This is a genomic window from Pseudomonas sp. R3-52-08, from assembly GCF_003851745.1.
Classification (GTDB): domain Bacteria; phylum Pseudomonadota; class Gammaproteobacteria; order Pseudomonadales; family Pseudomonadaceae; genus Aquipseudomonas.
The window spans coordinates 584,361-605,210 of the sequence record NZ_CP027730.1 but is presented as its reverse complement, the minus strand read 5'-3'; the positions used below and the strand labels follow the sequence as shown (position 1 = coordinate 605,210).

Genomic DNA, 20,850 nt, shown 5'->3' with positions numbered 1-20,850 from the left:
AGAATTATACGCATCTAACCTGTGGTTTCCCGTGTCTCATGCCCGCTATTACCTCCGATCTGCCCGCCCTCGCCCAATCGATCAAAGACTGGGGCCGCGAGCTGGGTTTCCAACAAGTCGGCATCAGCGGTCTCGACCTGGCTGAGCATGAACAGCACCTGCAACGCTGGCTCGACGCGGGCTACCACGGCGAGATGGACTACATGGGCGCCCATGGCAGCAAACGCTCCCACCCCGAAGAGCTGGTGCCCGGTACCTTGCGCGTGGTGTCACTGCGCATGGATTACCTGCCCGGCGACACGCAAATGGCACAGCTACTGGCCGAGCCGGAAAAAGCCTATGTCTCGCGTTACGCCCTGGGCCGCGACTATCACAAGCTGATCCGCAAGCGCGTGCAGCAACTGGCTGACCGTATTCAGGCGCAAATCGGGCCGTTCGGCTTTCGGGCCTTTGTCGACAGCGCACCCGTACTGGAAAAAGCCATCGCCGAACAGGCCGGCCTCGGCTGGATCGGCAAGAACACCCTGGTACTCAACCGCAAGGCCGGCAGCTATTTCTTCCTGAGCGAACTGTTTGTCGATTTGCCGTTACCGGTCGACCCACCCCATGCCACCGAACACTGTGGCCGCTGTACGGCTTGCCTGGACATCTGCCCCACCAACGCGTTCGTCGGCCCTTACGTGCTGGATGCCCGGCGCTGCATTTCCTACCTGACCATCGAGCTCAAGAGCGCCATTCCCGAGGACCTGCGCCCACTGATCGGCAACCGGGTATTCGGTTGCGATGACTGTCAGATCGTTTGCCCGTGGAATCGTTTCGCCCGACCCACTGGCGAAAGCGATTTCAAGCCACGGCACAATCTGGATAACGCGACCCTGGCCGAACTGTTTATGTGGGACGAGGATAAATTCCTCAGCAGCACCGAAGGCTCACCCTTGCGCCGTGCCGGATACGAGCGCTGGCTGCGCAACCTGGCGGTGGGCCTGGGCAATGCCCCCTCGAGCATTCCGGTGCTGGAAGCCTTGAAGGCGCGGCGCGACTACCCGTCGGAACTGGTGCGTGAGCATGTGCAATGGGCGTTGAACCAGCACGCCGCCCGCTAGTGGACGTCGTCGTTATAGACGAACTTAGGCATTTCCCAATGAAACCGTATCGCCAGCAGGCGCAGTAGAAAGCCGCTGAACAAGGTCAACAGGATCGCCTGTTCGCTGGGCAATTCCAGATACAGGCACAGCAAGTAAAACCAGGCGGCAAGGAACGACACGCTGGCGTACAGCTCACGGCGGAAGATCAGTGGGATGTCATTACAGAAAATATCCCGCAGGATGCCGCCGAATACGCCGGTGATCACGCCACTGACCGAGGCGACCAGCATGCCATGCCCCATCTCCAGGGCGGTCATGCAGCCGATCAAGGTGAACGCCACCAACCCCACGGCATCCAGCGCCAGGAACAGCGAGCGCAGATGGCGCATCAGCGGTGCGATAAAGATAGTCACCAGCGCGGCGACGGAGGTCAGTACCAGGTATTCAGGGTGCTTGACCCAGGTCAGCGGGTAATGCCCCAGCAACATATCGCGCACAGAACCGCCACCCAGCGCCGTCACGCACGCGATCAGCACCACGCCAAACCAGTCCATGCCGCGCCGGCCGGCGGACAAGGCACCCGTCATGGCTTCGGCGGTGATGGCGATGAGGTAGAGCATCAGCAGCATGATGGCGATCCTTGCAGAGAGGCCGGCAGTCTAATCATTTGCTGATGGCACCAAAAGGGGGCGCTTGGCGATAAACCGAGTCGCCGGCTATCGGGGGCAAGCCCCCTCCCACATTGGGACGCAGAGCGTCCTGGGCTGCATTCCCACGCGGAGCGTGGGAACGATCCAAGGCGGAAGGTCTTCAAGCCTTGATGAAATGCTTGCGGTAATGCTGCAACTCGGCGATCGACTCGCGAATATCATCCAGCGCCAAGTGCGTGCTGCCTTTGTGGAAGCTGTCTTTGACCTCCGGCGCCCAGCGTGCAGCCAGCTCTTTCAAGGTGGACACGTCCAGGTTGCGATAATGGAAGTAGCTCTCCAGCGCCTTCATATGCGTATAAAGGAAGCGACGGTCCTGGCAGATACTGTTACCGCAGATCGGCGATTTGCCCTTGGGCACCCATTTTTCCAGGAACGCGATGGTTTCGGCTTCGGCTTCGGCCATGCTGATGCGGCTGTCGCGTACTCGCTGGGTCAGGCCGGAGTTGCCGTGGGTGCGGGTATTCCATTCGTCCATGGTGGCGAGCACCGCGTCGCTGTGATGGATGGCGATCACCGGACCTTCGGCCAAGGTGTTGAGGTTGCTGTCGGTGACGATCGTCGCCATCTCGATGATGACGTCGGTGTCGGGGTTCAGACCGGTCATTTCCAGATCGATCCAAATCAGGTTCTGTGGGTTTTGCATGGCTTGATTCTCTTGGCACCTTGGCGTAGCCGGGCAGTTTAGCAGGCGGCGCCGTGCTAGACTCGCGACCGTTTCACCCAACTTTTGCATTATCGACACGGAACACCAATGGCCAAACGCCAGCTCAATCGTCGCCAAAACTGGCGCATCGAAAAGATTCAAGGTGAACGCGCAGCGCGCGCCGCCAAACGAGAGTCCTCCGCCGTGGAAGCGCTTGAGGGCGGCGACCTGGGTCCCGAACAAACGGGCCTGGTGATCGCGCACTTCGGCGTGCAGGTCGAAGTCGAGGCGCTGGAAGGCGAGCTCGCCGGCTCGGTATCCCGCTGCCATTTGCGCGCCAACCTGCCTGCGCTGGTGACCGGCGACAAGGTGGTCTGGCGCGCCGGCAACCAGGGCATCGGCGTGATCGTCGCCCAGTTGCCCCGCAGCACCGAACTGCGCCGCCCCGACAGCCGCGGCCAGCTCAAGCCAGTGGCGGCCAACGTCGACATGATCGTAATTGTTTTCGCGCCGCTGCCCGAGCCCCACGCCAACCTGATCGACCGCTATCTGGTCGCTGCCGAGCATGCCGGTATCCGCCCGCTGCTGCTGCTGAACAAATTCGACTTGATCGACGAGCAGAACGCACCGGCGCTTAACGCATTACTGGCGGTCTACCGCACCCTGGGTTATCCGGTACTGGAAGTCTCGGCACACCATGGCAACGGCATGGAACAGCTGCAACAGCAGTTGGACGGGCGCATCAGCGTGTTTGTCGGCCAGTCCGGCGTGGGCAAGTCATCGCTGGTCAACAGCCTGCTGCCGGAAGTCGACACCCGTGTCGGCCCGCTGTCGGAGCTGTCCGGCCAGGGCACCCACACCACCACCACCGCACGGCTGTTCCACTTCCCCGGAGGCGGCGAGCTGATCGATTCCCCAGGCATTCGTGAATTCGGCCTCGGTCATGTCAGCCGCAGCGACGTGGAAGCGGGCTTCATCGAGTTCAACGACCTGATCGGCACCTGCCGCTTCCGCGACTGCAAACACGACCGCGAGCCGGGCTGTGCATTGCTCAAGGCCCTTGAAGATGGCCGCGTGCAGCAGCAACGGATGAACAGCTATCGGTCGATTATTGCGAGTTTGCCTGAGAGCAGTTACTGACGGTCAATTTCTTGATACACATAAATCAGGACGATAATCCTCATAATCCATTGATTTAATAGGTGCAGGCATCAAGAATTCAGGCCAACTCGGTGGCTTACAACACAAGCTGGCTTGTATTCGGATTTTCTGATGCCCATAATTGCTCCGTCACCAGCGAAAGCTGGCAGGAGTCTGGATCCTTTTCGGAGTTGATCCAGCGGCGCAGAAGGGGCGAAGCAAGCTCCGCTGCGTGTCGAATGAAGCCGCCTTCGGGCGGCTTTGCTTTTTGTGGGGAATTAACATTTGGCTCTCTACTATCACCCCAAACAGGGCGATGTACTGCTGTGCGACTTCACGCGGGGCTTTGTGGCTCCGGAGATGCTGAAGATCCGTAAGGTCGTAGTGATATCCCCAACCTCTACACACACTCGCAAACTGTGCACCGTGGTGCCGATTTCCTCTACTGCACCAGATATCCGGCACGACTGGCACCATCTGCTACGCACCAACCCACTTCAATCCGACGGTTACAAAGAGCTATGGGTAAAGTGCGACATGATTTACACCGTCAGCTTCGAACGCCTCGACAAACTGCACAGAAAGACCCGCTCCAAGGGGCGAGAGTACTTCGTACCGCGCCTGTGCGAGGATGATATGCGAGGCGTAATCGGTGGCGTCAAAGCGTACCTGCCACTCTGACCGCAAATGAAAACGCCCCGGCTGATCGGGGCGTTTTCATTTCTGGCTTATAGAGACCGCTTACGACCCCGGCGCAGGCGCCGTCGGGTCCTTCACGCCGCCATCATCAAACAGGTTCAGCTTCTGGCGCAGTTCATGGGCCGGCAGCGGCTCCTGCCCTGGTGGGAGCGCATTCGGGTCCGCCGGTACTTCACCGGGGGCGCCTTCACCCTGAGCCGGCTGTGGCGGTGGCGGTTGATCGCCCTCGATCGCACGCTGGGCCTTTTTGGTCAGCACGACGATGTCGATCCGACGGTTGATCGGGTTGAACGGTTCCTTGGGGTCAAACAGCTGCGATGACGCAAAGCCCACCACCCGCGCCACTTGCGGGTCCGGGTAGCTGCCAGCCACCAGCGCACGGCGGGCGGCGTTGGCGCGGTTGGCCGAGAGTTCCCAGTTGCCGAAGTCGCCCTGCCCCGCGTAGGGCTTGGCATCGGTGTGGCCGCTGATACTGATCTTGTTCGGCACCGCCTTGATGGTGTCGGCCATGGCCAGCAGGATGTCTTCGAAGTACGGCTTCAAGCGTGCGCTGCCGGAATCGAACATCGGCCGGTTGGCGGCATCGGTGATCTGGATGCGCAAGCCTTCCGGGGTGATCTCGAAGGAAATCTGATCCTTGAACTTCAGCAGTTGCGGGTTTTCCTCAACCTTGGTCTGCAGCTCCTGCAACAGCAGCTCGAGGCGTTCTTTCTCGACCTGTTCGGCCATGGTTTCGACCTTATCGCGCTCGATCGGGATTTTTTCCTGGGGCGATTCGGTCTGCACTTCCGGGTTGATGGTGCGCTCCGGCGCCAACTGCGGCGAGCCACCCAGGTCGATCACGAAGGGCGTACCACTTTCCGAAAAACCAATCGGGTCCTTGAAGTAACCCGCGATGGCGATCTTCTGTTCAGGGGTAGCGGTGGACATCAGCCACAGCACCAGGAAGAACGCCATCATTGCCGTCGCGAAGTCGGCAAAGGCGATTTTCCAGGCGCCGCCATGGTGCCCCGCGGCGAAGCGCTTGACGCGCTTGATGATGATCGGCTGGTTGTTTTCCATGGCTTAGCGACCGCGAACCGCTTGTTCCAGCTCGGCGAAACTTGGGCGATGTTTCGGGTACAGCACTTTGCGTCCGAACTCTACCGCCAGCGACGGCGGCATGCCGGATGCCGAAGCCACGAGGCACGCCTTGATCGCTTCGTAGAGGTTAATCTCTTCCTTGGCATCGTGGGCCAGCGACGTGGCGAGCGGGCCGAAGAAGCCGTAGGCCGCGAGAATACCGAAGAAGGTCCCGACCAACGCCGCGCCGACGTGCATGCCGATGGCCGCCTGGTCGCCCTCGCCCAGGGAAGCCATGGTCACCACGATACCCAGCACCGCCGCGACAATACCGAAACCGGGCATGCCGTCGGCAATGCCGGTCACCGCGTGGGAAGGATGCTCCAGCTCTTCCTTGAGGCTGAACAGCTCCATGTCGAAAAGGCCTTCAAGCTCATGGGGAGCCATGTTGCCGGAGGACATGATGCGCAGGTAATCGCAGATATACGCGGTCATGCGCTCGTCCTTGAGCACGGCGGGGTACTTGGCGAAGATCGGGCTGGCGGCGGCGTCTTCGATATCCCCTTCAATGGCCATCATGCCTTCGCGGCGGCTCTTGTTGAGGATCTCGTAGACCAGCCCCAGCACTTCCAGATAGAACGTATGCGAGAAGCGCGAGCTGAACATGCCCAGCGACTTCTTGATCACATGCATGGTCATGTAGCCGGGGTTGGCCTGCAGGAAGGCGCCAAAGGCGGCGCCGCCAATGATCAACACTTCGAAAGGCTGAATCAGCGCGGCAATTTTACCGTGGGACAGGACGTACCCACCGAGCACACTTGCGATGACGACAATGATGCCGATAATTTTAGCCATAGGGGATCTGTACTTGCGCCGTCGGGTTCATGGACATAGTGGGTGCAGCTGGAAAACTCTTGTTCTACTTATCGGCAAAACTGCGCCAGACTATAGCCCGTTAAGGCGAAAAGCCAATTCAGCCCGTTCCGGGCGTGTTGAACACAAGTGACGATCGCGCCCCAATCATGGCTAATGAAACGACAGTCCCAACTGCAAAACCCGCCACACTCGCCGCCTGGATCAAGTGCCTGGACGACGTGCTGCTGCCAGTTCCCCAGGCCAGCCACGAGCGCGTGTGCAAAGCCATCCGCGACAGCCGCAGCTCGTTAAGAGACATTGCCGAACTGATGCAAGACAGCCCGGCCCTGGTGCTCAGCGTGATGCGCGAGGCCAACAGCCACACTCACGGCAGCCTGGCGGAACCGGCGGAAAACCTCGAAGTGGCGCTCAACCGCCTCGGTCTCAAGCGCGCCGAGGAACTGCTGGCACGCCTGCCTTCGGTGCCGGCCCTTGAAATTCCCGTAGCGCTGCGCCAGCTGCTGTTGATCAGCCAGCATGCCTCGCAGCAGGCCAACGGCTTGTTCGGCAACCGCCTGGCGCGTCTGTGGCAAGACATTCATTGGGGCAGCCTGTTGTTTCTGTCACCGTTGTGGCCGATGGCCGTCGCCTACCCCAAGCTCCTGGAGGAATGGGAACTGCGGGTGATCCACAAAGGCGAGTCGGCGCGCCAGGTCGAGCAGCAATTATTCGGCGTGCGCCTGCTGGACCTGTGCCTTGCTTTGACGGCAGCCTGGCACTTGCCGATCTGGGTGTCCCAGGGCTATCACCTGCTGCTGGGCGAGCGTCGCCTGCTGGTCAAGGCACTGCGCATCGCGCGCGAAGACGACCCTCTGCGCCACCAACAACTACTCGACGCCGACCCCAATCTGCGCCGCTGGCTGAACCAGCCGGCCAACACCGTACTGCTGGCCAACGGCCTGGCGATGTCGGCGCAGGAGTCCTGGACCTGCCCGCACACCGAGCGCTGGCAATACCTCACTGCGCTGTACCTGCAGGAGCCACTGGGCGATGTGCAGCAGCAGGTGCACCAGCAAGCGGTGACCAGCGCGCGCAGCACCTTGATGCCTGACCTCTGGCACCCGGCCCTGTCGTTGATCTGGCCGTGGCATGTGCAAAAAGTCCATCGTGGCCTGTTGCCCGCGCCGCCGCCCACGGCCGAAGCACTGGCACTGTGGCGCAGCCGCTGCACCGAGCTGTTGGTCGAGCCGAGCCGCTTTGCCAACGCGATGCACCTGACCACTTGCGCCAAGGAAGCCCTGGTCGCCAGCGGCATGCAGCGCGTGTTGCTGTTCATGGCGGATCGCGCCTTGAGCACCTTGCGTGCGCATCAGGCCGATGGCTTGCCCAGGGACGCTGCCAACCTGAGCCTGGATGTGGTCAACAGTACATTGCTGCAACGCCTGCTGGAAAAGTCCGCCCAGGTGCGTCTCGGCCCTGACAACCATGCGCAATTCTCCGCTCTGCTGCCACCGATCCTGCGCCGCCTGTTTACCGGCGAGCACCTGCTGTTGCGCTCGCTGAGCTGCAATGGCCGCGTGGTGATGCTGATGGTGGCGGACCAGGGTGGCGGGCCGTTCTCGGAAACCACCGTGCAGGCCTTCGGTAAAACCGCGCAATGCATTGAAAAAGCCCTGCACAGCTTTACCAACCGCAGCGCCTGATGCTTGCGCTACAATCGCCCTCCTTTATCGCCAACATTTGTGCCCAGGAGACCTCACATGCCTGACTTCTCTGGCTTGCCGCTGGTGATCGAATCCAGCGACCTGCAAGGTCGCCTGGATGCCGACCACCTGATTCTGGTGGACCTCACCAGTGCCGCCCGCTACGCCGAAGGGCATATCCCCGGCGCGCATTTCGTTGACCCCAAGCGCACCCAATTGGGCCAACCACCCGCGCCAGGCCTGCTGCCGCACAAGGTCGACCTGGAAAAACTGTTCGGCGAGCTGGGCCACACCCCCGACGCCACCTATGTGGTCTATGACGACGAAGGCGGCGGCTGGGCCGGGCGCTTTATCTGGATGCTCGACGTCATCGGCCACCAGAAGTATCACTACCTCGACGGCGGCCTTCTGGCGTGGCTGGAGGAAAAACACCCGGTTTCCACCGAGGTGCCCGCGCCCGCCGGTGGCCCGGTCAGCCTTACGCTGCACGACGGCCCCACCGCCACCCGCGAATACCTGCAAAGCCGGCTGGGCGCAGCCGACCTGGGTATCTGGGACGCACGCGGCCCGCTGGAGTATTCCGGCGAAAAAGTGCTCGCGGCCAAAGCCGGGCACATTCCCGGCGCGGTGAACTTCGAATGGACCGCTGGCATGGACAAGGCGCGTAGCCTGCGCATCCGCCGCGACATGCCGCAAATCCTCGAAGACCTCGGGCTGACCCGCGATAAAGAAATCATCACCCACTGCCAGACCCACCACCGCTCTGGCTTCACCTACCTGGTGGCCAAGGCGCTCGGTTATCCGCGAGTCAAAGGTTATGCCGGTTCCTGGGGCGAATGGGGCAACCACCCCGACACCCCCGTCGAGATTTGAAGCTTAAGGACACTTAATGAAAAAGCAGTTGTTTATCCTCAGTCAGTACTTGCTGCCGCACCACCTGCTGTCGCGCTTGGCCGGCTGCATTGCCGAGTGCCGCGTGCGCTGGTTCAAGAACGCCTTCACCCGCTGGTTCGCCAAGCGTTACCAGGTGGATATGTCCCAGGCGCTGGTTGAAGACGTGACCGCCTACGAGCACTTCAACGCGTTCTTCACCCGCGCGCTGAAAGACGGTGCCCGCCCACTGGACCAAGCCCCAGGCGCCGTACTGAGCCCGGCCGATGGCGCGGTCAGCCAGCTCGGCCCGATCGAGCATGGCCGCGTGTTCCAGGCCAAGGGCCACAGTTTCAGCGTGCTGGAATTGCTCGGTGGCGACGCCGCGCTGGCTGCGCCGTTCATGGGCGGTGACTTCGCCACCATCTACCTGTCGCCCAAGGACTATCACCGCGTACATATGCCGCTGGCCGGTACCTTGCGTGAAATGGTGTACGTACCGGGGCGGATTTTCTCGGTGAACCAGACCACCGCCGAAAACGTACCGGAACTGTTTGCGCGTAACGAGCGGGTTGTCTGCCTGTTCGACACCGAACGCGGCCCGATGGCCGTGGTATTGGTGGGCGCGATGATCGTAGCCTCGATCGAGACGGTGTGGGCCGGGCTGGTAACACCACCGAAGCGCGAGCTGAAAACCTTCCGCTATGACGAAGCTGCTCGCGCACCGATTCACCTGGAGAAAGGTGCGGAGTTGGGTCGCTTCAAGCTGGGTTCTACCGCGATCGTGCTGTTCGGGCCGGGCCAGGTGCAGTGGGCGCAGGAACTGGCGGCGGGCACGCCGGTGCAGATGGGCCTGGGTATCGGCTCACCTAAAGCCTGATGATCGTTCCCACGCTCTGCGTGGGAATGCAGCGCAGGGCACTCTGCGCCCCCAAAGCCTGACGCAGAGCGTCACAGAAGGCATTCCCACGCGGAGCGTGGGAATGATCTGTCGAGTTAGAGCTGACCGTCGCGATCGCGCAAGCCCAGCAGATACAGCACCCCATCCAACCCCAAGGTCGAAATTGCCTGCTTGGCCGATTGCTTGACCAATGGCTTGGCGCGAAACGCCACACCCAATCCCGCAATCGCCAGCATCGGCAAGTCGTTCGCGCCGTCGCCGACCGCAATGGTCTGCTCCAAACGCAAACCTTCCTTGTGCGCCAGCTCCTTGAGCAGGTCCGCCTTGCGTTGTGCATCGACAATCGGCTCCACCGCCACGCCGGTCACTTTGCCATCCACTACTTCCAGCTCGTTGGCGAATACATAGTCAATGCCCAGCTTGGCTTGCAGCTGCTTGGCAAAGTAGGTGAAGCCACCAGACAGGATGGCCGTCTTGTAGCCCAGGCGCTTGAGTTCGGCGAACAGGGTTTCGGCGCCTTCGGTCAGACGCAGGGACGCGCCGATTGAATCGAGCACGCTCACATCCAGGCCTTTGAGCAGCGCCAGGCGCTCCTTGAAGCTGGCGCGAAAATCCAGCTCGCCGGCCATCGCGCGCTCGGTAATGGCCGAGACTTGCTCGCCCACACCGGCGGCCTTGGCCAGTTCGTCGATGACTTCGGCTTCGATCAGCGTGGAGTCCATGTCGAACACCGCCAAGCGACGGTTGCGCCGGAACAGCGAATCTTCCTGGAAGGCGATGTCGACATTCAGCTCCTGGGCCACGCTCAGGAATTCAGCGCGCAGCGCTTGCGCATCGGCCGGCTCACCCCGAACGGAGAACTCGATGCAGCCCTTGCCTTTGTCTGCGGGCGTGTCCAAGGGCATGCGACCCGACAGACGGTCGATATGGTCGATGTTCAAGCCGTAGTGCGCGGTGATCGAACTGACGCGCTGCAACTGTTCGGCCGTGACCTTGCGGGTGAGCAACGTCACGATATGGCGTTTTTTGCCCTGGCCTTCGACCCAATGCTGGTAATCGGCTTCAGACACCGGCGTGAAGCGCACCTGCTGATCCAGCTTGTAGGCCGTAAACAGGATGTCCTTGAGTACCGACGAAGCCTGCTCGTTGCTGGGGATTTCCACCAGGATGCCGAACGACAGCGTGTCGTGGATCACCGCCTGGCCGATGTCGAGAATGTTCACACCACCCTGGGCCAGAACGCCGGTAATGGCAGCGGTGAGACCCGGTCGGTCAAGACCTGTGATGTTGATCAGGACGATTTCGCGCAAAGCGCACCCCCAGGCTGGAAAAAAACCGCATTCTACCCACTTTCAGTGACCATCGGGCACAGCCAGCGCTTTGCCGGTCATGGGCCTGTCGCTATACTGCGCGTCAACTTCACGGACCAAGAGCCGAGCGCAAGTGAACCGGCCCACGCCAGTAAAAACCGATAACTTCTTCCTGCTGATCTTCCGGGCACTGCGCCACCGCCGTGTACCGATCGCATTACGCATCGCCAGCCATAACGTGATCCTGGTCGCCCTGGCCCTGGTGATCTACGCCTGCGTAATGGGTTTGCAGTTCAAGCAGGCCATGCACGAGCAGGCCGACGCCCTCGGCGAGAGCCTGACCACCCAGACCGCCACCTCGGCGACTGAGTTGTTGGTGTCCAACGACATCCTCAGCCTCAATGTATTGCTCAACAACCTGACCAAGAACCCGCTGGTGGCCCACGCCGCCATTTATAGCGTGGACAACCGGATCATGGCCGAAGCCGGGCAGCGCCCGAAAAACGGCCTGCTGGGCGAAGCCGAGGGCCTGTATCAGAGCAATATCACGTTTCAGGATGTAAAAGCCGGCCAATTGCGCATCAGCCTGGACATGCAGCAATTCCAGCAGCCGATGACCATCAGCCTGCAGAGCATGGGCATCTTGAGCGCGATCCTGCTGGCCCTGGCCCTGGCGTTGAGCCTGCGCCTGGGACGGCATATTTCCACGCCGTTGATGCAACTGCGCATCTGGCTGCGCGATATCGACGAACACACCCCGGCCACCGACCGCCAGGACGAAATCGGCGACCTTGCGCGCCAGCTGCATGCCAGCTTCGCCCCGGAGCCGACCGTGCCTGAAGTCGAACCCGAGTACGACGACGCCGACTACACCGACGAGCCTGAGTTTGAAGTACGCGACCTGCGCGACCCAGGCTTCGACGAAAGCGCTCCGGTGGCGGGCTTGAAGCCTGCGCCGCGGCATGTAATCAAGGCCGAAGAAGACGAGCTTGACGACGAAGACCCGTTCGCCGACCTGCGCGATACCGCAGAAGCCGCGCCCGTCGCAGCGCCGAAGCCGCTTCCCGCCAAAAGCACCGAACCTCAGTACAGCGCCGTACTCGCCGTGCAACTGGGTGCCCAGGACCAACTGCGCCGCCTGCCCCGCGCTCGCTTGACGGAACTGCTGGAACGCTACCGCGACTGTCTCGACCAGGCCGCCTCGCTCTACCAGAGCGAACTGCACACCCTGAACGACGGCAGCACGCTGATGCTGTTCCACAGCGAAGACAGCGGCGAGGACTACCTGACCAACGCCATCTGCTGCGGCGAGTTGCTGCGCGCCCTGGGTCATGCTTTACAGATTGAAGTGGCAGATAGCGGCATCACGTTGCAACTGCAGCTGGGTTTGACAGTGGGTGATGACCTGTTCGGCATCAGCCAGATCGACCTGCTGCTGACCGAGATCGCCCAGGATGCCTTGGCCTTGTCGCAACACAGCCGCAACCTGCTGCTGGTGGAGCGCAAGATCAGTGAAGACACGTTGATCCGCCAACGCGCACGCATCCGCCCGATTGCCAGCCCTGAGGGCGCCAGCTGTGTTGAGCGCTTGATGGAACCCTACCCGTCGATGCTGGAACGGCAGCTGGCGCGGATGCATGAGACGCGCACAAAGACATAAGGCACGCAATTGCTCCCTGTGGGAGGGGGCTTGCCCCCGATAGCGGAGTATCAGTCAGCACATCACTCACTGAACCACCGCCATCGGGGGCACGCCCCCTCCCACATTTGACTGCGCCATGGCTTCTATTTCAGATACAAAAAGGCCCGCTTACTCAGCGGGCCTTTTGTTTGTCTGCCATTCAGATCAAAACCTGAACACTTCCAAATCCGTACGAATCGGTGTCGCCATCGGCATCTTGGGCTTTTCCGGTGTGGCCGGCTTGGCCTGTGTCGGTGCCTGCTTGCGCGGGGCCTCGGCAATTGGCGGCTGGTTGGCCAGCGGCTTGAGCGCTACCGACAACTGTTGCGCCAAGTGCTGCAACAATACGCCCTGGGCCTGGACCTGGGACGCCGTGGTGCCGCTATGTTCTTCCTGCAGGTGCACGATACGGTTGTCCCGCACCTGGCCGCGACGGTCGATCAGGCGCCACTGTGCATCCAGGATCGCCGGTTGCGAGGTACCGGAGTCAAGCCGCGTGATCGTCAGCAGCACCTGCACATCCGGGGTAAACCCGGATGGCCCCGGCGCCAGCACCACACGCTGGCTGTCCAGCTGACCGGCCACCTGACGCAACATCAATTGATTGATATCGGAGGACAGGCTGCCCGCCCAGCGACCATCGGTGGAACCTTGCAGGCTGCCGTCGTTCTGACGTTGCAGCAGGGTTTCGCGTTGCAGGTAATCGGCAACGATTACCGGCCCCAGCAGAACGGCCATGCCGGCGGTTTGTGCTGGCTGAGCCGGACTTCCGCTGTCCAGCTGGTACAGCGACACCGGCTGGTGCGTGCTGCAACCCGCCAGCCCTAACAGGCCAGCGAGCATCAAAAATAGAGGAAGGCGTGGAGCAGTCATCATCCCATCCAGGTGGCTGCCGCACGGCGAACCACAATGTAATACTAAAAATAACCTAAATACGCTCGGCCACGCCGGCGCTGGAAAGGCCATATCATCCGTGAATATGCGCCATGACTCCAGCGCCAAAGCGTCGATCTACGCGTTAAATCGTAGATCGAGGCCTCTAGTACGCCTTAAGCAGGCGTTTCTACCAACAAAGCATCGACTCTCTGGAAGCCGCGAGGCAGTTTGTTACCGCGTCGACCGCGCTCGCCCTTGTAATGTTCAAGGTCGTCAGGGCGCAAGGACAACGTGCGCTTGCCGGCCTGGAGCACCAGGGTTGAGCCTTCCGGGATGACGGCGATGTCGGTCACGTACTCTTCGCGACTGGCCACCCGCTCTCCAGGGATACCGATGATCTTGTTGCCCTTGCCCTTGCCCAACTGCGGCAGGTCGCTGATCTTGAACACTAGCAAACGCCCTTCGGTGGTCACCGAGGCCAGCCAGTTATGCTCGCGATCCTCCACCGGTCGCGGCAGGATCACCTTGGCGTTGTTCGGCAGGCTCAACAACGCCTTGCCCGCCTTGTTCTTGGCCTGCAGGTCTTCACCCTTGACCACGAAACCATAGCCGGCGTCGGACGCGATGACGTACAGCGAATCATCGTCCGGCAACAGCACGCACTCGAAATTCGCCCCCGGCGGCGGCGTGAGGCGCCCGGTCAGCGGCTCGCCCTGCCCGCGTGCTGAGGGCAGGGTGTGGGCCGGCACCGAATAACTGCGCCCGGTCGAGTCGATAAACACCGCAAATTGGTTGGAACGCCCAGCCGCCGCAGTCTTGAAGCCATCACCGGCCTTGTACGACAGGCCGGTGGCATCAATATCATGCCCTTTGGCGGAACGAACCCAACCCTTTTCCGACAGAACGACGGTAATTTTCTCGTTAGGCAACAGCTCGGTTTCTGTCAGAGCTTTCGCTTCTGCGCGCTCGACAATCGGCGAGCGGCGCTCATCGCCGTAGGTTTCGGCGTCTTTGATCAGTTCACTGCGCACCAGCTTCTTGAGCTTGGCTTCGCTGCCCAACAGCGCCTGCAGCTTGGCTTGCTCCTTGAGCAGCGCGTCCTGCTCGTCGCGCAGCTTCATTTCTTCCAGGCGTGCCAACTGGCGCAAGCGGGTGTCGAGGATGTAGTCAGCCTGGATTTCGCTCAGCTCGAAGCGCGCGATCAGCTCGGCCTTCGGGTGCTCGGCGGTACGGATGATATGGATCACTTCATCCAGGTTGAGGTAGGCAATCAGCAAGCCGTCCAACAGGTGCAAGCGGCGCTCGACCTTGTCCAGGCGGAATTGCAGGCGGCGGCGCACGGTCTGCACGCGGAACTCCAGCCATTCCACCAGCAAATTGCGCAGGTTCTTGAGCTGTGGCTTGCCGTCCAGGCCGATGATGTTGACGTTGACCCGGTAGCTGGACTCAAGGTCGGTGCTGGCAAACAAATGCTGCATCAGCACTTCATGATCAACCCGGCTATTGGTCGGGATGATCACGATGCGGCAAGGGTTTTCGTGGTCGGACTCATCCCGCAGGTCGGCGACTTGCGGCAATTTCGACGGTTTTGCCTGCATCAACGCGGCAATCTGCTCCAGCACCTTGGCGCCGGATACCTGATGCGGCAACGCGGTCACAATAATGTCGCCGTCTTCGACGTGGTACACCGCGCGCATGCGCACCGAGCCCTTGCCGGTTTCGTACATCTTCAGCAGGTCGGCGCGCGGCGTGATGATTTCCGCCTCGGTCGGGTAGTCCGGACCCTGGATATGCTCACACAGCTGCTCGACCGTGGCTTTTGGCTCATCCAACAGGCGCACGCAGGCCGTGGCGACTTCGCGCAGGTTGTGCGGCGGCACGTCGGTGGCCATGCCGACCGCGATGCCGGTGGTGCCATTGAGCAGGATGTTCGGCAAACGTGCCGGCAATACCAGGGGTTCGTCGAGGGTGCCGTCAAAGTTCGGCCCCCAGTTCGCGGTGCCCTGGCCCAGCTCGCTGAGCAGTACTTCCGAGTAGCGCGACAGGCGCGCCTCGGTATAACGCATGGCGGCGAAGGACTTGGGATCATCCGGCGCACCCCAGTTACCCTGGCCATCGACCAGGGTGTAGCGGTAGCTGAACGGCTGGGCCATCAGCACCATGGCTTCATAGCACGCCGAATCGCCGTGGGGGTGGAACTTACCGAGCACGTCACCGACGGTACGCGCCGACTTCTTGTGCTTGGAGTCGGCGTCCAGGCCCAACTCACTCATGGCGTAGATAATGCGCCGTTGTACCGGCTTCAGGCCGTCGCCGATATGCGGCAGGGCACGGTCCATGATCACGTACATGGAGTAGTTGAGGTAGGCATTTTCGGTGAAGTCAGCCAGCGATCGGCGTTCTACGCCATCTAAGCTGTCTGCGAGGATGTCACTCATGCGGGCCTCATCATGGGGTAAGGCGCAACGGAATTGCCGCTGCGCTGATTCAATTCAAATTCGTGACGGCTCATGGCTGGGCACTCCAGCCACCGGCCGGGGCGGCGAAACGATAGACCACCGGGCGCTTTTCACCATCGGCACGCGCGCCGAAATTATTGTCGATGCCAATCCAGGCACCGTCGGCGTCCACCACCAGGGCTTCGGCCAGGCCGTAAGGCTGGGGGTAACGCCGCTCGGGCCTCAGGGTTTCGTCGGCAAACGACCAGCACAGCTCAACCTTGGCCGTCACCGTATCGCGCCGGCAAATCTGGAACGCATTACGCTCCAGGGTAAACAGCTTGCCGTTGAACAGCGCCAGGTCGGCAAAGTCCTTCGACACCGCCTTGGCGTTGGGGAACTGCGCCGGTTGCACTTCCAGGCCGGCCTCGCTCAACAACACGCAAGCACCGTCGCAATCCCACACGCTCTGCCCGCGCTTGATCGAGACCAGGCCGCGGCGCTCACGCTCGGCCGCCAGCCAGATCCGATCGCCCTGCGGGTTCACCGTCAGGCCCTCGAACAACGCATTGAAGTGCAGCAACATGCCACTGGCCCGAGCCTCGCGCACCATGCCTGGGGCAATTTTCAGCCACTCGGGTGCGCCTGCTACCGGCACCTGCAACACCGCCGCGTGGGCTTCGCTGACGATGTAGCGGTTGCCTGCGGCATCACAGCTGATGCCTTCGAAATCCAGGTCGCCACCGCGAACGAACGAAGCCGCCTTGGTGCGCGAGCGCAAACCCCACGGCAGGCCGGATTCGGGCACGGGGGGTACGTCGATCGCCACCACTTCGGCGGTCCAGGTCGGCGCGCGGGTGTCCAGGCGATAAATCTGCTCATCATCACGGTCCGAGACGGTCCACAATTGCTCGCCACATAGCGCCAGGCCCGACAGGTTTCCGCCGCGCATGCCGTCTACCGGATGTTCCGACACCAGCTTGAGCTCAGCCACGGGCGCGGCAACCCCATCGGAGGTCGCCAACCCGCACACCATCAGGATCGCCAGGGCGACGCCTGTGCGCATCAGCCCAGAACCTCGGCCAGGTTGCCTTTGGATTCGAGCCAGGCTTTGCGATCCGGTGCGCGCTTTTTCGCCAGCAGCATGTCCATCATTTCCGACGTGCCGGCGAAGTCTTCCAGGGTCAACTGCACCAGGCGCCGGGTGTTCGGGTCCATAGTGGTTTCGCGCAGTTGCGGCGGGTTCATTTCACCCAGGCCCTTGAATCGCGTGACCTGTGGCTTGCCGCGTTTCTTCTCGGCCACCAGGCGGTCGAGAATGCCATCGCGCTCGGCTTCGTCCAGAGCGTAGAAAATCTCCTTGCCCAGGTCGATCCGGTACAGCGGTGGCATGGCGACGTAGACGTGACCGGCATCCACCAACGGGCGGAAGTGCTGCACGAACAACGCACACAGCAGGGTTGCGATGTGCAGGCCGTCGGAGTCGGCGTCGGCGAGGATGCAGATCTTGCCGTAGCGCAACTGGCTGATGTCCGCCGCGCCCGGGTCGACGCCGATGGCCACGGCAATGTTGTGCACTTCCTGGCTGGCCAGGACTTCGCTGCCGTCGACTTCCCAGGTGTTGAGGATCTTGCCGCGCAACGGCAGGATCGCCTGGAACTCCTTGTCCCGCGCTTGCTTGGCGGAACCACCGGCGGAATCACCTTCCACCAGGAACAGCTCGGAACGCATCGGGTCCTGCCCGGCGCAATCGGCCAGCTTGCCGGGCAATGCCGGGCCCTGGGTGATGCGCTTGCGCTCGACCTTCTTGCTGGCCTTGAGGCGACGGCCGGCGTTGTTGATCGCCAGTTCCGCCAGGGCCAGGCCCAGCTCCGGGTGCTCGTTGAGCCACAGGCTGAAGGCATCCTTGACCACCCCGGAGACAAACGCCGCCGCCTCGCGGGACGACAGGCGTTCCTTGGTCTGGCCGGAGAATTGCGGCTCCTGCATTTTCATCGACAGCACGAAGGCGATGCGCTCCCACACGTCTTCCGGCGCCAGCTTCACGCCGCGCGGAAGCAGGCTGCGGTATTCACAGAATTCGCGCATGGCATCCAGCAGGCCCTGGCGCAAGCCATTGACGTGGGTGCCGCCCTGGGCGGTGGGGATCAGGTTGACGTAGCTTTCCTGCACGCTGTCGCCGCCTTCGGGCAACCACAATAGCGCCCAGTCGACGGCTTCCTTGTTACCGGCCAGGCTGCCGCAGAACGGCGCGTTGGGCAGCCGTTCGAAGTCGCTGACGGAGTCTTCCAGGTAGGAGCGCAGGCCGTCTTCGTAGTGCCACTCGACCTTCTCGCCCGTGCCTTTGTCTTCAAAGCTCACCAGCAGGCCCGGGCACAGCACGGCCTTGGCCTTGAGCACGTGCTTGAGGCGGCTGATGGAGAATTTCGGCGAATCGAAGTATTTCGGGTCCGGCGCGAAGTACACGCTGGTGCCGGTATTGCGCTTGCCAACGGTACCGATCACTTCCAGGTCGGTGGCTTTGTAGCCATCGGCGAAGGTCATCTGGTATTCGTTGCCATCGCGCTTGACCTTGACCCTGACCTGCGTGGACAGCGCGTTGACCACCGAAATACCCACGCCGTGCAGGCCGCCGGAGAACTGGTAGTTCTTGTTGGAGAACTTGCCGCCGGCGTGCAGCTTGGTAAGGATCAGCTCGACGCCCGACACGCCCTCTTCGGGGTGGATGTCCACTGGCATGCCGCGACCGTCATCGGACACTTCCAGGGAGTGATCGGCGTGGAGAATGACCTGCACCGACTTGGCGTGGCCGGCCAGGGCTTCGTCAACGCTGTTGTCGATGACTTCCTGGGCGAGGTGGTTCGGCCGACTGGTGTCGGTGTACATGCCGGGGCGTTTGCGCACCGGGTCGAGGCCCGAGAGGACTTCGATGGCGTCGGCGTTATAAGAGCTAGCGCTGGGAGTGGCCATGGGGTCTCGTCGTGAGTCGTTCGATTAAAAAAGTGACCCGCGATTTTTACAGTGACGAAAAATCGAAGGATTGATACTGATCTGCGCCAATGCCGGCAAAGCTCAACAGTGCCGGCAATTGCTGGGCGAACCCTTGGTAACCATGGTCGCCACCGGCCTGAATGCGCAAGGCACAGGCCCGGTAATACTGCTGGGCCAGGCGATAATCCAGGGTTTCATCCCCGGTCTGCAACCACACCTGATAACGCGCGGCGTCTTGAGGAGCCGGCACTTCCAGCTCGGCCAATGCTGTGACGTGGTCGTGGGTCAGTTCCCAGGTTTCATCGGTGTAGAGGTTCTTCTGGGTGCCCAGGTAACCGTCAAACATCCGATGGGGGCTGACCGCCGGGTTGACCAGCAACGCCTTGAGGCCATGGCGCTCGGCAAGATGGGTTGCATAGTAGCCGCCGAGTGAGCTTCCCACCAGCAGTGGCCGACCCAGTTGCGCGATGGCTTCCTCCAATTGAGGAATCGCCTGACGCGGGTGGTGATGCAGGGCCGGTACACGCAACTGGTCGGCCAGGCCCAGGCTGTCCATCACGGTCATCAACTGGCTGGCCTTGTTGGACGCCGGTGCGCTGTTGAAACCGTGGATATACAAGATTGATGCGGACATGCCGGGCTCTCCATGCTTGCGCCAAAGAGGCGCAGTTTACAGGTAACAGCGGGGTCGTGGGTGCAGCCCATCGCCGCTGGCGTTACTATCCGTTCCACGACCCTTAAGCACCTGATCGGCTGCAAAATGCTCATTTTTTGATCAGCGCACCCTTTCTTCATTGCTTGTGGAATTCGCCGGTACTGGCGGCGCGTTAAATAGGTTGCCGAGCGGGAAAACAGCATGCAACTGGAATGGCTTGAGGACTTTATTGAACTGACCCGCACCCGCAGCCTGTCGCGCGCTGCGGAAAATCGGTGCGTCACGCACCCCGCGTTCGGGCGCCGTATCCGGGCGCTGGAAGAATGGGTCGGCACGCCATTGATCGAACGTACACAACCGGTGTCATTGACCCCTTGCGGCGTACTGTTTCTGGATGCTGCAACCCAATCGCTGGAACTGCTGACCGCCGTCAGAGCGCAATTCAAAGGTGGCCCCCTGAGCCGCGATGAACCCGTGCGTATCGCCACCGGGCGAACCCTGGCCTGTGACTTCTTCCCCGACTGGTACGAGTCGCTGTACCCGCAATTGGGCAGTTTTGCGGTGTCACTGCTCACCAGCGGTGCGCAAGAGGCCATCAGCCGGCTGTCGGCTGGCGAAGTCGATCTGCTGCTGAGCTTTTCCAGCCCGCTGACCCAGTCATTGATCGACCCGCAGCGTTTTGACTCTCGAGTGCTGGCAAAGGAGCAATTGCTACCGGTCAGTGCGCCGGACGCTCAGGGCCAACCGCGCCAGCAGATAGCCGCAGGCAGTAACGCCCTCTCCATTCCCTGGCTGGCCTTTTCACCTTCCCTTGCGCTGCGCGGCGTGCTGGCGCAGCACCTGGAGCGACTGCCACAGCGCCTGGCGTTGCGGATGGTTTACCAGGCCGATTCCTATGATGCGATTCTGGAAATGGCCAAGCGTGGCAAGGGCCTTGCGTGGTTACCGCAGATGGTCGTCAACGATGCGCTGGTGTCGGGCGAACTGCTGATTGCAGGCGGCGCTGAGTTTTGCGTCAGCTTCGACGTCTCGCTGCATCGGTTACGCGATAACCAGAGCGAGATGGTGATGAAGATATGGGAAGCGTTGGCAGCGTTTGAAACGCTGCCGCCCCCCTCATGACCGCCCGTTTTTCCGCTTCACCACCGCTACCAGCCGCGACTGGCCTGGGCCGTGCCAAAACAGCTCAAACCTGTGCCAAATCAGCAATTGCCGCTACACCGCTATTGAT

Annotated in this window: 18 protein-coding genes; 8 read left to right on the top strand and 10 right to left on the bottom strand. The window is 61.6% G+C overall.

Annotated elements, in window-relative coordinates:
• Positions 1-38 precede the first annotated feature (38 nt).
• The gene (gene queG, locus C4J91_RS02565) at positions 39-1,103 is read left to right on the top strand and encodes a tRNA epoxyqueuosine(34) reductase QueG (RefSeq protein ID WP_124361017.1); all 1,065 of its coding nucleotides are present in this window, start codon (positions 39-41) and stop codon (positions 1,101-1,103) included.
• On the opposite strand, the gene C4J91_RS02560 is transcribed toward queG, so the two are convergent.
• Entirely contained in the window at positions 1,100-1,717 is a 618-nt protein-coding gene (locus C4J91_RS02560; RefSeq protein ID WP_177412764.1) for a trimeric intracellular cation channel family protein, read from the bottom strand. The two genes, queG and C4J91_RS02560, sit on opposite strands and share 4 nt — an antisense overlap.
• Before the next feature lie 178 nt (positions 1,718-1,895).
• Positions 1,896-2,438: an oligoribonuclease gene (gene orn / locus C4J91_RS02555; RefSeq protein ID WP_010213620.1), complete on the bottom strand. Its 543-nt coding sequence runs from the start codon at positions 2,436-2,438 to the stop codon at positions 1,896-1,898.
• Positions 2,439-2,546: 108 nt separating this feature from the next.
• On the opposite strand from orn, the gene rsgA reads away from it, so the two are divergent.
• Positions 2,547-3,578: a small ribosomal subunit biogenesis GTPase RsgA gene (gene rsgA, locus C4J91_RS02550; protein WP_005784215.1), complete on the top strand. Its 1,032-nt coding sequence runs from the start codon at positions 2,547-2,549 to the stop codon at positions 3,576-3,578.
• A gap of 285 nt (positions 3,579-3,863) precedes the next feature.
• Entirely contained in the window at positions 3,864-4,259 is a 396-nt protein-coding gene (locus C4J91_RS02545) for a type II toxin-antitoxin system PemK/MazF family toxin (protein WP_124361015.1), read from the top strand.
• Positions 4,260-4,319: 60 nt separating this feature from the next.
• On the opposite strand, the gene motB is transcribed toward C4J91_RS02545, so the two are convergent.
• Both motB and motA read right to left on the bottom strand, forming a co-directional pair.
• Entirely contained in the window at positions 4,320-5,339 is a 1,020-nt protein-coding gene (gene motB, locus C4J91_RS02540) for a flagellar motor protein MotB (protein ID WP_124361014.1), read from the bottom strand.
• Between the two features lie 3 nt (positions 5,340-5,342).
• Positions 5,343-6,194 carry a flagellar motor stator protein MotA gene (gene motA / locus C4J91_RS02535; RefSeq protein WP_124361013.1) on the bottom strand — a complete coding sequence of 284 codons (852 nt, stop codon included), beginning with the start codon at positions 6,192-6,194 and terminating at the stop codon, positions 5,343-5,345.
• A 167-nt stretch (positions 6,195-6,361) separates the two neighbouring features.
• Here motA and C4J91_RS02530 point away from each other — a divergent pair, with 167 nt between their 5' ends.
• Genes C4J91_RS02530 through asd form a run of 3 tightly spaced genes read left to right on the top strand, consistent with a single transcriptional unit; the run spans position 6,362 to position 9,647 of the window.
• Complete coding sequence (locus tag C4J91_RS02530) at positions 6,362-7,897, top strand: HDOD domain-containing protein (protein ID WP_124361012.1); 1,536 nt, start codon at positions 6,362-6,364, stop codon at positions 7,895-7,897.
• Positions 7,898-7,954: 57 nt separating this feature from the next.
• Positions 7,955-8,770: a rhodanese-like domain-containing protein gene (locus tag C4J91_RS02525; RefSeq protein WP_124361011.1), complete on the top strand. Its 816-nt coding sequence runs from the start codon at positions 7,955-7,957 to the stop codon at positions 8,768-8,770.
• A gap of 16 nt (positions 8,771-8,786) precedes the next feature.
• Positions 8,787-9,647, top strand: coding sequence for an archaetidylserine decarboxylase (gene asd, locus C4J91_RS02520; protein WP_124361010.1), 861 nt, complete (start codon positions 8,787-8,789; stop codon positions 9,645-9,647).
• Positions 9,648-9,763: 116 nt separating this feature from the next.
• On the opposite strand, the gene serB is transcribed toward asd, so the two are convergent.
• A complete protein-coding gene (serB, locus tag C4J91_RS02515) occupies positions 9,764-10,978 on the bottom strand; it encodes a phosphoserine phosphatase SerB (RefSeq protein WP_124361009.1) in 1,215 nt (404 codons plus the stop codon).
• Positions 10,979-11,111: 133 nt separating this feature from the next.
• Here serB and C4J91_RS02510 point away from each other — a divergent pair, with 133 nt between their 5' ends.
• The gene (locus C4J91_RS02510) at positions 11,112-12,638 is read left to right on the top strand and encodes an AhpA/YtjB family protein (RefSeq protein ID WP_124361008.1); all 1,527 of its coding nucleotides are present in this window, start codon (positions 11,112-11,114) and stop codon (positions 12,636-12,638) included.
• Positions 12,639-12,824: 186 nt separating this feature from the next.
• Here the strand turns inward: C4J91_RS02510 and C4J91_RS02505 are convergent, their stop codons facing one another.
• From C4J91_RS02505 to C4J91_RS02485, 5 genes are all read right to left on the bottom strand, one after another.
• Complete coding sequence (locus C4J91_RS02505) at positions 12,825-13,535, bottom strand: membrane integrity-associated transporter subunit PqiC (RefSeq protein WP_124361007.1); 711 nt, start codon at positions 13,533-13,535, stop codon at positions 12,825-12,827.
• 173 nt (positions 13,536-13,708) lie between these two features.
• Positions 13,709-15,973 carry a DNA topoisomerase IV subunit A gene (gene parC, locus C4J91_RS02500; RefSeq protein WP_124361006.1) on the bottom strand — a complete coding sequence of 755 codons (2,265 nt, stop codon included), beginning with the start codon at positions 15,971-15,973 and terminating at the stop codon, positions 13,709-13,711.
• A 70-nt stretch (positions 15,974-16,043) separates the two neighbouring features.
• A complete protein-coding gene (locus C4J91_RS02495; protein WP_124361005.1) occupies positions 16,044-17,039 on the bottom strand; it encodes an esterase-like activity of phytase family protein in 996 nt (331 codons plus the stop codon).
• Positions 17,039-18,943, bottom strand: a complete 1,905-nt coding sequence (gene parE / locus C4J91_RS02490; RefSeq protein WP_124361004.1) for a DNA topoisomerase IV subunit B — start codon at positions 18,941-18,943, stop codon at positions 17,039-17,041. The genes C4J91_RS02495 and parE overlap by 1 nt, the downstream gene beginning before the upstream one ends.
• 46 nt (positions 18,944-18,989) lie before the next feature.
• On the bottom strand, positions 18,990-19,598 hold the full coding sequence (locus tag C4J91_RS02485) for a YqiA/YcfP family alpha/beta fold hydrolase (protein WP_124361003.1): 609 nt from the start codon (positions 19,596-19,598) through the stop codon (positions 18,990-18,992).
• A gap of 222 nt (positions 19,599-19,820) precedes the next feature.
• Here C4J91_RS02485 and C4J91_RS02480 point away from each other — a divergent pair, with 222 nt between their 5' ends.
• Positions 19,821-20,741: a LysR family transcriptional regulator gene (locus tag C4J91_RS02480; protein WP_124361002.1), complete on the top strand. Its 921-nt coding sequence runs from the start codon at positions 19,821-19,823 to the stop codon at positions 20,739-20,741.
• Positions 20,742-20,850 lie beyond the last annotated feature (109 nt).

Excerpts from the sequence above, each read along its gene's own strand:
- C4J91_RS02480 (WP_124361002.1), top strand. The coding sequence starts at position 19,821 with ATGCAACTGGAATGGCTTGAGGACTTTATTGAACTGACCCGCACCCGC.
- C4J91_RS02525 (WP_124361011.1), top strand. The coding sequence starts at position 7,955 with ATGCCTGACTTCTCTGGCTTGCCGCTGGTGATCGAATCCAGCGACCTG.
- queG (WP_124361017.1), top strand. The coding sequence starts at position 39 with ATGCCCGCTATTACCTCCGATCTGCCCGCCCTCGCCCAATCGATCAAA.
- C4J91_RS02485 (WP_124361003.1), bottom strand. The coding sequence starts at position 19,598 with ATGTCCGCATCAATCTTGTATATCCACGGTTTCAACAGCGCACCGGCG.
- motB (WP_124361014.1), bottom strand. The coding sequence starts at position 5,339 with ATGGAAAACAACCAGCCGATCATCATCAAGCGCGTCAAGCGCTTCGCC.
- rsgA (WP_005784215.1), top strand. The coding sequence starts at position 2,547 with ATGGCCAAACGCCAGCTCAATCGTCGCCAAAACTGGCGCATCGAAAAG.
- C4J91_RS02530 (WP_124361012.1), top strand. The coding sequence starts at position 6,362 with ATGGCTAATGAAACGACAGTCCCAACTGCAAAACCCGCCACACTCGCC.
- asd (WP_124361010.1), top strand. The coding sequence starts at position 8,787 with ATGAAAAAGCAGTTGTTTATCCTCAGTCAGTACTTGCTGCCGCACCAC.
- motA (WP_124361013.1), bottom strand. The coding sequence starts at position 6,194 with ATGGCTAAAATTATCGGCATCATTGTCGTCATCGCAAGTGTGCTCGGT.
- parC (WP_124361006.1), bottom strand. The coding sequence starts at position 15,973 with ATGAGTGACATCCTCGCAGACAGCTTAGATGGCGTAGAACGCCGATCG.
- parE (WP_124361004.1), bottom strand. The coding sequence starts at position 18,943 with ATGGCCACTCCCAGCGCTAGCTCTTATAACGCCGACGCCATCGAAGTC.
- C4J91_RS02505 (WP_124361007.1), bottom strand. The coding sequence starts at position 13,535 with ATGATGACTGCTCCACGCCTTCCTCTATTTTTGATGCTCGCTGGCCTG.
- C4J91_RS02495 (WP_124361005.1), bottom strand. The coding sequence starts at position 17,039 with ATGCGCACAGGCGTCGCCCTGGCGATCCTGATGGTGTGCGGGTTGGCG.
- orn (WP_010213620.1), bottom strand. The coding sequence starts at position 2,438 with ATGCAAAACCCACAGAACCTGATTTGGATCGATCTGGAAATGACCGGT.